The organism is Bacillus sp. RC51 (assembly GCF_044908115.1).
GTDB classification, from domain to species: domain Bacteria; phylum Bacillota; class Bacilli; order Bacillales; family Bacillaceae_G; genus Bacillus_A; species Bacillus_A mycoides.
The window spans coordinates 1-11,995 of record NZ_JBIYCW010000002.1; the positions used below are offsets into that span (position 1 = coordinate 1).

Below are 11,995 nucleotides of genomic sequence, written 5' to 3' on the forward strand. Positions count from 1 at the left end.
AAGAAAGAGAATGTAGGGAATATAGTGTCGCCGCAAGTGAAAAAAGAAAATGTAGGGAATATAGTGTCGCCGCAAGTGAAGAAAGAGAATGTAGGAAGCATAGTCTCACCAAACGTATCAAAAGAAAGTGTTATTATCCCGCAAGTAATACCGCCTAATATTCAAGTGCCGAATATAATGCCAATAATGGATAACAACCAAATGCCAAATATGATGCCGATAATGGATAACAATCAACCACCAAATATAATGCCAATAATGGATAACAATCAAATGCCAAACATGATGCCGATAATGGATAACAACCAAATGCCAAATATGATGCCGATAATGGATAACAACCAAATGCCGAACATGATGCCGATAATGGATAACAACCAAATGCCGAACATGATGCCGATAATGGATAACAACCAAATGCCAAATATGATGCCGATAATGGATAACAACCAAATGCCAAACATGATGCCGATAATGGATAACAACCAAATGCCAAATATGATGCCGATAATGGATAACAACCAAATGCCAAATATGATGCCGATAATGGATAACAACCAAATGCCAAACATGATGCCGACAATGGATAACAACCAAATGCCAAACATGATGCCGATAATGGATAACAATCAAATGCCAAACATGATGCCGACAATGGATAACAACCAAATGCCAAATATGATGCCGATAATGGATAACAATCAAATGCCAAACATGATGCCAGTAATGGATAACAATCAAATGCCGAACATGATGCCGATAATGGATAACAATCAAATGCCGAACATGATGCCGATAATGGATAACAATCAAATGCCGAACATGATGCCGATAATGGATAACAATCAAATGCCAAACATGATGCCATATCAACAGCCAATGATGCCGCCATATCCGCAGTATCAGCAACAAAATCCATACAATCAAATGCCGTATCAACAAATGGCGCCGCAATATACTTCTATGCCAAATCCAAATATGATGCCAATGGATAATAATATGCCGCCACTCGTGCAAGGTGAAGAAGATTGTGGATGCGGAGGAGAAAGTAGGTTATATAGTCCACAACCGGGTGGACCACAATATGCTAATCCTTTATATTATCAACCAACTCAGCCAGCATATGCACCACAGCCAGGAACGATGTATTATCAGCCGGACCCACCAAACGTATTTGGAGAACCAGTTTCAGAAGAAGAGGAAGAAGAGGAAGTTTAAAAAAAGGTGGGGTTATTCCCGCCTTTTTTGTATTCGTGATAGTCAGGAATATGATGAATTTACATTAAGTGTTAGAAAATTCCTAGTGAAATATTAACAGTGTAAAAACTCTCTCGGTTACTCATCATAAGGGGGAGCTTTTCGAAAGAGAAGTTCATTCTAACAGAGGGGGTTTTTGTATTGAATACGAAAGTAAAAGTTATTGCTGCTTCTTTGTTAGTTACCAGTGCATTAGCTGCATGTGGTACACCAAAAGATAATAATGCGATGGATGGACGTAACTATAATTACGAGCGTACATCTTATAATGATACACACCAGTATCGTGATAATGTAGCGCGTAACGATCGTTCTACAGATTATGTAACATATAGAAACGGTCGTAACGATACAGGATATAATAATTATTACCGTGATGTAAATTACAATGGGCAAATTGCTAATCCACACCCAACTCGTAATATTACAATGAACAATTCATACATTAACAATGATGGTAAAACTGCGGAGAAAATTACGAATCGTGTAAAACGTATGAATAACGTAGACCGAGTTTCTACAGTTGTATATGGAAACGATGTAGCGATTGCGGTAAAACCACGTAATACAGCGACGAATGAAACAGCGATGGCGAACGAAATTCGTCAAGCTGTTGTGAATGAAGTTGGAAATAGAAACGTATATGTTTCTGTAAGAAATGACATGTTTACTCGTGTCGATGCAATGAGTACGCGTTTACGTAACGGCACAGCTACAAACGATTTTAATCGTGACATAACAAATATGTTCCGAGACATTCGTTACGGTCTGACTGGTACTATGCGATAACAAATCGAAGAGGAAGGGCTAGCCCTTCCTCTTTATTCATCGTCGTCTTGTAAACGACGTTTTTTTATAAAATAACTAACGGAGTAAGACGCTAAAAAGCATATGAAGAGAATACCACCTGTTAAAATAGCTTCAAATAGAGGTCTTTCTGGACTGAAAATGATATAAATAATAGCCATGATAATTCCTACAATAAGAGAGCGTAAAATAATTTTGTAATAAGGAGTTAACTTTATTTCCTTTTCGCTTTCTTCTACATCGATAGAAACGCTTAACTGTAAATAACTAAGTACAATACTTGTAAGAATAAATAATAACCACAATGGAGATTTCGTAATTTGATCCATTCCTTCTGTGAATCCGATATAGCCTAAAATTCCGATTATACCAATTGATTGAAAAAGAAAGGCAATACGTATGTTTTTTAACGTTTGAAGTATGAGGCGTTCATCTTTAATTTTTTTCAAGGCATTCATCCCCTGTTTATATTTATAGTATTAATTGTAACATATATATTGCATTAATCAATTTATAATTTACATAAATTTCAATTGGTTGAAAGAGGAAGAAAAATATATTTAGAAATATATTGCGCTTCTACCTTGTTAATGTTATATTAGCAAAGCGATGAGCTAATTTACGTAAGTCGAGAGATATGCTTAAGTGCTAAACACGCGAATGTGGTCGCCTGGTCTTTCGCCGTAAACGCATCAGACGCCTGCTTTGCAGGCGTCTTTCATTTTATATAAAAGTAAATGATACATGCAGATGAGGATTAACCCTTATCTGCATTTTTTGTCCCGCTATTTGTGGGCAGTAAGACTCCCACCTCAAAATTCGGCGAATGCGAGGGAGTTAGGTGGGAGATCAACTGCCCGTAAAACCCCCACTGATTAAAGTTTCACTTTATTTTCCTTAGAAATTTAATGATATTGTTTATATGGATAAAACCCCCATTTCCGGAAAAGCTACAAATGAAAGTATGATTTTGCCTAGAAGAGGTGAACGGAAATGAAATGGATGCTAATTGCAGTGCAAGCTTTCGTTGTGATGTTTTGCTTAGCTTATGGATCCGATGTGAGGGCAGAAATAACAAAAAAAGTACCTGAAGTTACAATTTTATTAGAGCGTATGTATGTTGATGGAGAAGTAAGCGAGGAAATACTGACAGAAAAAGTAGCGGATTTAGAAAAGTTTTTGCAGCAATATAAAGAATGGCAACTTGTTGATCGTGATGATGTGCAAATCGTATTACAAAGGAAAGTTGATGATATTTCTCCTTTACTGAAAACGAGCGGTTATTTTGGTGTTTCAGAGGAAGGGATATTGCAAATTTTTAAAGGGGTACCGAAAAGTGATAACGCGATCCATTCCTTCTTTCAAATTGATATGAAAAAGCTTGAAAGTTATGAGCGTGCGGAATTGAAACGTGGTATTCGTATAAAATCAAAAGAAGGTTTTGTAAAGACAATCGAAAAAATGAAGCAATACGCAGTGCAAAATAAGAAAAAAAGCAGCTCAGGGTGAGCTGCTTTTTTTCTTATTTATTCTTAGCTAAAATCTCTTTTGCGATTTCATCAATTAGCATATCTTTTCCGATTGGATTGAATGCTTTCGTATTGAAGATTTCATTCGATACTTCATATACGTGATTGTTTTTTACTGCTTTATTATCTTTCCAAACCGCACTATTTTTATAGTCTTCGTACACTTTATCAGCTTCTCCGCCGAAGTTTACAATAAACATTTGATCAGGCTGGAATGCAACAAGGCCTTCAAGTGATACTTGTGCCATCGTTTGTTTTAAATTTGTGCCTTTTGTTGCTGGAAGTTTTAAGTCGTTAAAGATGATGTCACCATATCCGAAGCTACCGTATACACGGAAGTTTTGTGGTGTTACTGCAACGAACATAAAGTTCTCATCTTTTGTTTTCTCTTTAATTTTTTTAGATAAAGAGTCTGCTTTTTTATCGTAGTCTTCAATCCATTTGTCGGCTTTCTTTTCTTCGCCAAATAGTTTACCTACTTCTTTAAACTTACCGCGCCAGTCTTCTAGATTTGTTTCTAGAACAACTGTCGGTGCCACTTTTTCTAGTTGATCATAAATTTTCAATTGACGATTGTTTAAAATAATTAAGTCTGGTTTTAAAGCTGTAACAGCCTCTAGGTCAACTTTAGGTGCCCAGTACCAGCCGACTGCCTTTACCCCGTCTAGCTTGTCCGTTAAGTGATTTTGGATTTTATCTTTATATGTGTTTGCTGTGCCAACAGGTTTATGTCCAAGGATTAATAATTCCTCTGTTGATCCGGATAAATCCACAATTCTCTTTGGATTAGCTGGAATTGTTGCTTCCCCTTTAGCATGTTTTACAACTTTTGTTTTCGGTTGTTCTTTTGCTTTTTCTTCTGCTTTTTGAGAAGAACAGCCAACGATAGAAAGAACAACTAGCATAATAGTAAATAAAATAAATAGCTTTTGTTTCATCCTGATGTAACCCCTTTAATTAATATTGATAATCATTATCGACTTCTGTATATTAATGTTCTTTTTGTATTTATGTCAATAGAAAAAAACGGAAATTGTAAACGGGGAACATTTGTTGGGGCAGTCTCGCTTTTCTATTGTTAAATATGTTAAAATGGAATACATGATTTGAGAGGGAGAGATCGTATTTTGTTTGAATATGTTACAGGTTACGTGGAGTATGTAGGACCGGAATATGTCGTAATTGACCATAATGGAATTGGTTATCAAATTTTCACACCAAATCCGTATGTATTTCAAAGAAGTAAGCAAGAAATCCGTGTCTATACATATCATTATGTGAGAGAAGATATTATGGCACTTTACGGGTTTAAAACACGTGAAGAGCGTTTATTATTTACAAAATTGTTAGGTGTATCGGGGATTGGACCAAAAGGTGCTCTTGCAATTTTAGCTTCTGGTCAAACCGGACAGGTCGTTCAAGCGATTGAACATGAAGATGAGAAGTTCTTAGTGAAGTTCCCAGGCGTCGGAAAGAAAACAGCGCGCCAAATGATTTTAGATTTAAAAGGAAAACTAGCAGATGTTGTACCAGATGCGTTTGTTGATTTGTTCTCAGATACTGAAAGTTTTGATACGAAGAAAGGTTCATCAGTTGAACTTGATGAAGCACTGGAAGCACTGCGTGCACTTGGCTATGCAGAACGAGAAGTCTCTCGCGTTGTACCAGAGTTATTAAAAGAATCACTAACGACGGATCAATATATTAAAAAGGCACTTAGTCTTTTACTAAATGGTAAGAGGTGAGTATAATGGACGAACGTCTCCTTTCAGGGGAATCTGGATACGAAGATGCGGATTTAGAGTATTCATTACGGCCACAGACGCTCCGTCAGTATATTGGCCAAGATAAAGCGAAACATAATTTAGAAGTGTTTATTGAAGCGGCGAAAATGCGTGAAGAAACGTTAGATCACGTACTTTTATATGGCCCACCTGGACTTGGTAAAACGACGCTTGCGAATATTATTGCCAATGAAATGGGTGTTAACATTCGAACGACGTCAGGTCCCGCAATTGAAAGACCAGGAGATTTAGCAGCTGTATTAACAGCGCTTCAGCCAGGAGATGTATTATTTATTGATGAAATTCATCGTTTGCATAGATCTATTGAAGAAGTGCTATACCCAGCGATGGAAGACTTTTGCCTTGATATCGTTATTGGGAAAGGACCGTCAGCTCGCTCTGTACGTCTAGATTTACCTCCATTTACGCTAGTTGGGGCAACGACGCGTGCAGGTGCATTATCAGCACCACTTCGTGACCGTTTCGGTGTACTTTCACGATTAGAGTACTATACAGTAGATCAGCTTTCTGCGATTGTAGAACGTACAGCAGAAGTGTTTGAAGTTGAAATAGATTCGTTAGCAGCATTAGAAATTGCAAGACGTGCCCGTGGTACACCTCGTATTGCGAATCGTCTATTACGACGTGTACGTGACTTCGCACAAGTTCGCAGTGACGGAACGATTGCGATGGAAATTACACAAATGGCGTTAGAACTATTACAAGTAGATAAATTAGGACTTGATCATATCGACCATAAATTACTGCTTGGTATTATTGAAAAGTTCCGCGGTGGTCCAGTTGGATTAGAAACTGTTTCAGCAACGATTGGAGAAGAATCGCATACGATTGAAGATGTGTATGAACCGTATTTATTACAAATTGGCTTTTTACAAAGAACGCCAAGAGGCCGGATCGTAACACCGCTTGCATATGAGCATTTCGGAATGGAGATGCCAAAAGTATGACGGAGATGCCAAAGCTGCTTATTACAGCTGGTATTTTGCTCATTGTTGTTGGATTAGCTTGGAAGTTCATAGGAAGGCTTCCAGGCGATATTTTTGTGAAAAAAGGTAACGTTACCTTTTATTTTCCTATCATTACATGTATTGTGTTAAGTATTGCATTATCTTTCATTATGTATATAATAAATCGATTCAAATAAGAAATAGGTGGATACAGTTATGGATATTAATCTGTTTGATTTTCATTTACCAGAAGAACTCATTGCACAAATTCCGCTTGAAGAGCGTGAAACATCAAGATTGATGGTGTTAGACCGTGAAACAGGAGATATTGAGCATAAACATTTTACGGACATTCTTTCTTACTTACAAGAGGGGGATTGCTTAGTTTTAAATGAAACGAAAGTGATGCCAGCTCGCTTGCACGGTGTGAAAGAAGATACAGGTGCACACCTTGAAGTGCTTCTTTTGAAACAAGAGGAAGGCGATAAGTGGGAAACGCTTATAAAGCCAGCGAAGCGTGTAAAAGAAGGAACTGTCATCTCTTTTGGTGAAGGAAAGTTAAAAGCAACTTGCATTGGAACAGCAGATCAAGGTGGGCGTCAACTTGAGTTTTCATATGACGGCATCTTTTATGAAATTTTAGACGAGCTTGGAGAAATGCCACTTCCTCCATATATTAAAGAGACGCTAGAAGATCGCGATCGTTATCAAACGGTATATGCGAAGGAAATCGGTTCAGCAGCAGCACCAACGGCTGGCCTTCACTTTACAGAAGAGTTACTTGAGAAATTGAAGCAAAAAGGCGTCGGGTTAGCATTCATTACACTCCATGTAGGACTTGGAACATTTAGACCAGTTTCTGCAGATACTATTGAAGAGCATCATATGCACGCAGAGTATTACCATATGTCTGAAGAGACTGCGGCTTTATTAAACCGCGTGAAAGAGGATGGCGGCCGTATTATTACTGTAGGTACGACATCAACACGTACGTTAGAAACGATTGCGACAGATCATAGTGGTAAGCTTTGCGCAGCTTCTGGCTGGACAGATATTTTTATGTACCCAGGATATGAATTTAAAGCAATTGATGGTTTAATTACAAACTTCCATTTGCCGAAATCAACATTAATTATGCTTGTAAGTGCATTTTCAAATAGAGATAATGTACTTCATGCTTATAATGAAGCAGTAAAAGAAAAATATCGTTTCTTTAGTTTCGGTGATGCGATGTTCGTTGCATCTCACGCTAAAATGAGAAACAAATAAAAGGAGTAAATTATGACAGCAATTCGTTATGAATTTATTAAAACTTGTAAACAAACGGGTGCGCGTTTAGGTCGAGTGCACACGCCACACGGCTCATTTGATACACCGACATTTATGCCAGTTGGTACACTTGCAACAGTTAAAACAATGTCACCAGAAGAATTAAAAGCAATGGATTCTGGCATTATTTTAAGCAATACGTATCATTTATGGCTACGTCCAGGCCACGAAATTATTCGTGAAGCAGGTGGCTTGCATAAGTTTATGAACTGGGATCGTGCAATCTTAACGGATTCAGGTGGATTCCAAGTATTTAGCTTAAGTGATTTCCGACGCATTGAAGAGGAAGGTGTTCATTTCCGCAATCACTTAAATGGCGATAAATTATTCTTATCTCCAGAAAAGGCGATGGAAATCCAAAATGCATTAGGTTCAGATATCATGATGGCATTTGATGAGTGTCCACCGTTCCCTGCTACTTTTGAATACATGAAAAAGTCTGTAGAGCGTACAAGCCGCTGGGCAGAGCGTTGCCTAAAGGCGCATGAACGTCCACAAGATCAAGGTTTATTCGGTATTGTACAGGGTGGGGAGTTTGAAGAGCTTCGTCGTCAAAGTGCGAAAGATCTTGTTTCAATGGACTTCCCTGGCTATGCTATAGGCGGTCTATCTGTTGGTGAACCGAAGGATATTATGAATCGTGTTCTTGAGTTTACAACACCACTTCTTCCTGATGATAAACCACGTTACTTAATGGGTGTAGGTTCTCCTGACTCGTTAATTGATGGTGCGATTCGCGGTGTTGATATGTTTGACTGTGTACTTCCAACTCGTATCGCTCGAAATGGCACATGTATGACAAGTGAAGGCCGCTTAGTTGTGAAAAATGCGAAATTCGCTAGAGACTTCGGGCCGCTTGATCCAAACTGTGATTGCTACACATGTAAAAACTATTCTCGTGCGTACATTCGTCACTTAATGAAATGTGATGAAACGTTCGGAATTCGTTTAACGTCTTATCACAACCTTCATTTTCTGTTAAACTTAATGGAGCAGGTGAGACAAGCTATTCGTGAAGACCGTCTTGGCGATTTCCGCGAAGAGTTCTTTGAACAGTATGGCTTTAATAAACCGAATGCTAAAAACTTCTAATACATAATTTAAAAGGAGGAACACAAGATGAATGCAGGTATGATGAATATCGTTATGATTGTTGCGATGTTTGCGATTTTCTATTTCTTATTAATTCGCCCGCAACAAAAGCGTCAAAAAGCAGTTGCACAAATGCAAAATGAAATCAAAAAAGGTGATGCTATCGTAACAATCGGTGGTTTACACGCTACAATCGAATCAGTGGATGAAACAAAAATTGTTGTTAAATCTGGTGGTGCACACTTAACTTTCGATCGCAATGCGATTCGTGAAGTTGTGAAAAACTAATGATGAAGGCCCTGCATGAAATGTGCAGGGCCTTTTTTTAACTATTTTGTTTTGACATATTTACACCGAAAATACCTCCGAGTGTACTCGCACCCATTAATGCTAATTGGTAGAGTAACTGTGAGTTCGATAAAGTTTGAGAGAAGCCTAAATAGTTAACGAGAAAGACGAGAATAGCGAATGTAAGGCCTGTTGTGAAACCTACTAGCCATCCTTTTCCTTGTGCCTTTTTACCAGCAATAAATCCAGACATAAGCATAGATAGAAGGGCTATTATAAAAATAATAATTACTAATGTCCCTTCATTAATATTCGTAAATTTTAATAAAAGAGCCATGATCATACTTGTAATAGATGCGAGGATTAATAAGGTAATAATACCGAAGCCGATTGCGCTCGATAATTTTTTCGTTCCATCCATTATACATTCCCCCTTTTTAATACAAGCATATTTTCATTTTGTTTAAGTTAGACTAGTTTCTTTTTTGTAGGGGAGCCTATAAGTAAAAAAAGGGGATGTAGAAATGGAATGGGTATCAATAATCGGACGAACAATGCTTTTGTATATAATCATTTTAATTATTTTTCGTCTTATGGGTAAACGTGAAATTGGAGAATTAAGTGTATTAGATTTAGTTGTATTCATTATGCTCGGTGAAATGGCTGTAGTGGCAATCGAAAATACAGATAAATCACTTTGGCATCAATTAGTTCCAATGACTTTTCTTATGTGTATACAAATCATTTTGTCGGTCATTTCTTTAAAGTTTCAGCGTTTTCGGCATTTAATAGAAGGGGAGCCTGCGATTCTTGTGAATGCAGGTAAAATTGATGAAAAAAAGATGCGGAAGCAGCGATATAACATAGATGATTTATTGATGCAGCTACGTGAGCAAGGAATCGGAGATGTGCGTGATGTAGAATACGCTATTTTAGAACCATCTGGAAAGTTATCTGTCTTTCAAAAACAAAAAAGTAAAAAGAGCAAAAATGATACACCAATTTTTACACTCCCACTAATTATTGATGGAGAAATTCAATACAATCATTTGCAAATGATTGAGCATACAAATGAGTGGCTCGTTGAGAAACTGAATAACTTAGGTTATAAAGATGTGAAACAGATTTTATATTGTAGTTTTCAAAATGGACAGTTTTTCGTTGATTTGAAAGAAAATTAGAGGCTTACCATTTTGAATGGCAAGCCTGCTTACTTCAAAAATGAAAGTTTCCGAATGATAGGGAGGCGACTCAACTCTTCTTTTCGAATGAGTTTGAAAGCAAAGAGGAGGAAAATATAAACGATTGTTGTTAAAGTGATTTCCCATAATGTTTGTACGCCAAGTGAATGAGAGAAAATAATATACTTATGAAGGTAAAAACCGAAGGCGCCTGCAATACCGATGGCAAGTCCTCCAAAAATATAGTCTTTTGCATAAATGGTAAATTTAATTTTCTTTAAAACAGTAGCATAGTGAAGGAATGTTACGGTCACTATATTTGCTGCAATAGCGAGGGCAACTCCCATCATTTGAAACTCTGGCTTTGAAGCTAGTACAAAAATAACGATTAATTTCACGATAGCGCCAATAAATGTGTTCATCATTGCAGCTCTTGCTAAGTTTAAAGCTTGCAACACAGATGTAAGGGGGCTTTGAAAATAATGAAATAAAAAGCAAGGTGCAAGAAGTTGGATGAATGCTGTTGCACTGTCCGATCCATACATAAGCGTTAAGACGGGTGAAGCAAATACATATAAAATAACGACTGACCATCCACCAGTAATTAAGGAAATTCGAAGGGCTTGTTGTAAACGGTGTTCCACTAATTTGTGCTGTCTCTTTGCCATTGCTTCACTAATGGAAGGGACGAGTGCTGTAGAAAGAGCGTATGTAATAAAGGCAGGTAGTGATAGAAGCGGGAAGGCGTAACCGTTCAATATACCGTATTGCTGAGTTGCGACAGAAGCGGCAACCCCGGCAATTGCTAAGCTTTGCATAACGACGATAGGTTCAAAGAAATATGAAACGGAACCGATTAAACGGCTTCCTGTAGTTGGAAGTGCGATATCCATAAGAGAATAAAATGTATTTTTGCTCTCCTTTACAGTAGTGAAAAAACCAGAGCGTATAGATAAATGTTTTTCGCGCTGGAATAAAGTAAGTAAAAATAATAAAGATGCAACTTCGCCAAGAACGGCTGATAGCATGGCGCCAGCTGCAGCATATTCTACGCCGTAAGGTAAAAATAACCGAATGCATACAGCGATAATTGTAATGCGGACAACTTGTTCTATGACTTGAGCGTAAGCGCTAGGTTTCATATTTTGTTTCCCTTGGAAATAACCACGTAAAACAGAAGAAACTGCAATAACAGGGACGACAGGTAAAATAGCCATTAATGGATAGTAAGTTCTTTCATCTGTTAATAATGTTTTTGCCAAAATAGGTGTGAGGAGCATAATCCCAATTGTTAAAATGATGCTAATAAAGGAAGTGACAGCTAGTGATACGGTTAATATTTTTTTTATTTTTTGTTTATCGTTCACCGCTTCCGCTTCTGCTACAAATTTTGCGATTGCAACAGGAAGGCCAATTTGTGTTAATGTAATTGCTAAAATGAAGGTGGGGACAGCCATCATATAAAGGCCAACGCCTTCTTCGCCTAAAATACGTGCCATTACAATGCGGTTAATAAATCCAAGGATTTTTGTAATAAAGCCAGCTATCATTAAAATAAATGCACCTTTTAAAAAGCTTTGTCTCGTCATACTTTTCTCCTACCTTCTCAAAATCAATGGAATGATTTACAATAATTTATATGCACGTATGAGACAAGAATGACAAGCATTTAAGAGAGTGAAGTATGAATGGTACTCTTGAAAGAAGTTATTGCTGTCCATTAGAGCGGGATTAAAAGCGACTTTTCGTGCTGAAATAAG

The 11,995-nt window shown here is 37.5% G+C and carries 13 protein-coding genes and 1 pseudogene; 10 read left to right on the forward strand and 4 right to left on the reverse strand.

Annotated elements, in window-relative coordinates; all coding sequences use genetic code 11:
- Together ABH959_RS04670 and ABH959_RS04675 are read left to right on the forward strand one after the other, a co-directional pair.
- A pseudogene (locus tag ABH959_RS04670) lies at nt 1-1,218 on the forward strand (spore coat protein); the annotation flags it as partial.
- A gap of 180 nt (nt 1,219-1,398) precedes the next feature.
- A complete protein-coding gene (locus ABH959_RS04675; RefSeq protein WP_002034140.1) occupies nt 1,399-2,046 on the forward strand; it encodes a YhcN/YlaJ family sporulation lipoprotein in 648 nt (215 codons plus the stop codon).
- Nucleotides 2,047-2,078: 32 nt separating this feature from the next.
- Here the strand turns inward: ABH959_RS04675 and ABH959_RS04680 are convergent, their stop codons facing one another.
- A complete protein-coding gene (locus ABH959_RS04680) occupies nt 2,079-2,513 on the reverse strand; it encodes a hypothetical protein (protein WP_002138455.1) in 435 nt (144 codons plus the stop codon).
- Between the two features lie 544 nt (nt 2,514-3,057).
- Between ABH959_RS04680 and ABH959_RS04685 the strand changes: the two genes are divergently transcribed.
- On the forward strand, nt 3,058-3,573 hold the full coding sequence (locus ABH959_RS04685) for a BofC C-terminal domain-containing protein (protein ID WP_404492331.1): 516 nt from the start codon (nt 3,058-3,060) through the stop codon (nt 3,571-3,573).
- 13 nt (nt 3,574-3,586) lie between these two features.
- Here the strand turns inward: ABH959_RS04685 and ABH959_RS04690 are convergent, their stop codons facing one another.
- A complete protein-coding gene (locus tag ABH959_RS04690) occupies nt 3,587-4,531 on the reverse strand; it encodes an iron-hydroxamate ABC transporter substrate-binding protein (RefSeq protein WP_404492332.1) in 945 nt (314 codons plus the stop codon).
- Between the two features lie 189 nt (nt 4,532-4,720).
- On the opposite strand from ABH959_RS04690, the gene ruvA reads away from it, so the two are divergent.
- From ruvA to yajC, 6 genes are read left to right on the forward strand one after another with little or no spacing between them, the layout of a single operon-like run.
- Complete coding sequence (gene ruvA, locus ABH959_RS04695; RefSeq protein WP_002088786.1) at nt 4,721-5,338, forward strand: Holliday junction DNA helicase RuvA; 618 nt, start codon at nt 4,721-4,723, stop codon at nt 5,336-5,338.
- Nucleotides 5,339-5,343: 5 nt separating this feature from the next.
- The gene (gene ruvB, locus ABH959_RS04700; RefSeq protein ID WP_000344470.1) at nt 5,344-6,345 is read left to right on the forward strand and encodes a Holliday junction branch migration DNA helicase RuvB; all 1,002 of its coding nucleotides are present in this window, start codon (nt 5,344-5,346) and stop codon (nt 6,343-6,345) included.
- Nucleotides 6,342-6,542, forward strand: coding sequence for a DUF2905 domain-containing protein (locus ABH959_RS04705; RefSeq protein ID WP_000138161.1), 201 nt, complete (start codon nt 6,342-6,344; stop codon nt 6,540-6,542). Before ruvB ends, ABH959_RS04705 begins: the two co-directional genes overlap by 4 nt.
- 19 nt (nt 6,543-6,561) lie before the next feature.
- Nucleotides 6,562-7,614: a tRNA preQ1(34) S-adenosylmethionine ribosyltransferase-isomerase QueA gene (queA, locus tag ABH959_RS04710; protein WP_404492333.1), complete on the forward strand. Its 1,053-nt coding sequence runs from the start codon at nt 6,562-6,564 to the stop codon at nt 7,612-7,614.
- 12 nt (nt 7,615-7,626) lie between these two features.
- Nucleotides 7,627-8,766 carry a tRNA guanosine(34) transglycosylase Tgt gene (gene tgt / locus ABH959_RS04715; RefSeq protein WP_002015319.1) on the forward strand — a complete coding sequence of 380 codons (1,140 nt, stop codon included), beginning with the start codon at nt 7,627-7,629 and terminating at the stop codon, nt 8,764-8,766.
- 27 nt (nt 8,767-8,793) lie between these two features.
- Entirely contained in the window at nt 8,794-9,054 is a 261-nt protein-coding gene (gene yajC, locus ABH959_RS04720) for a preprotein translocase subunit YajC (protein ID WP_002015317.1), read from the forward strand.
- A 37-nt stretch (nt 9,055-9,091) separates the two neighbouring features.
- Here the strand turns inward: yajC and ABH959_RS04725 are convergent, their stop codons facing one another.
- Nucleotides 9,092-9,475: a TIGR04086 family membrane protein gene (locus tag ABH959_RS04725; protein ID WP_002015315.1), complete on the reverse strand. Its 384-nt coding sequence runs from the start codon at nt 9,473-9,475 to the stop codon at nt 9,092-9,094.
- Between the two features lie 103 nt (nt 9,476-9,578).
- On the opposite strand from ABH959_RS04725, the gene ABH959_RS04730 reads away from it, so the two are divergent.
- Nucleotides 9,579-10,235, forward strand: coding sequence for a DUF421 domain-containing protein (locus tag ABH959_RS04730; protein ID WP_002138449.1), 657 nt, complete (start codon nt 9,579-9,581; stop codon nt 10,233-10,235).
- A gap of 29 nt (nt 10,236-10,264) precedes the next feature.
- Here the strand turns inward: ABH959_RS04730 and spoVB are convergent, their stop codons facing one another.
- Nucleotides 10,265-11,824, reverse strand: a complete 1,560-nt coding sequence (gene spoVB / locus ABH959_RS04735) for a stage V sporulation protein B (protein WP_000198277.1) — start codon at nt 11,822-11,824, stop codon at nt 10,265-10,267.
- Nucleotides 11,825-11,995: the final 171 nt, after the last annotated feature.

Bases quoted from the DNA above. Each gene is read 5' to 3' on its own strand.
- ABH959_RS04685 (WP_404492331.1), top strand. From the start codon at position 3,058: ATGAAATGGATGCTAATTGCAGTGCAAGCTTTCGTTGTGATGTTTTGC.
- ABH959_RS04690 (WP_404492332.1), bottom strand. From the start codon at position 4,531: ATGAAACAAAAGCTATTTATTTTATTTACTATTATGCTAGTTGTTCTT.
- ruvB (WP_000344470.1), top strand. From the start codon at position 5,344: ATGGACGAACGTCTCCTTTCAGGGGAATCTGGATACGAAGATGCGGAT.
- ABH959_RS04705 (WP_000138161.1), top strand. From the start codon at position 6,342: ATGACGGAGATGCCAAAGCTGCTTATTACAGCTGGTATTTTGCTCATT.
- queA (WP_404492333.1), top strand. From the start codon at position 6,562: ATGGATATTAATCTGTTTGATTTTCATTTACCAGAAGAACTCATTGCA.
- tgt (WP_002015319.1), top strand. From the start codon at position 7,627: ATGACAGCAATTCGTTATGAATTTATTAAAACTTGTAAACAAACGGGT.
- yajC (WP_002015317.1), top strand. From the start codon at position 8,794: ATGAATGCAGGTATGATGAATATCGTTATGATTGTTGCGATGTTTGCG.
- ABH959_RS04725 (WP_002015315.1), bottom strand. From the start codon at position 9,475: ATGGATGGAACGAAAAAATTATCGAGCGCAATCGGCTTCGGTATTATT.
- ABH959_RS04730 (WP_002138449.1), top strand. From the start codon at position 9,579: ATGGAATGGGTATCAATAATCGGACGAACAATGCTTTTGTATATAATC.
- spoVB (WP_000198277.1), bottom strand. From the start codon at position 11,824: ATGACGAGACAAAGCTTTTTAAAAGGTGCATTTATTTTAATGATAGCT.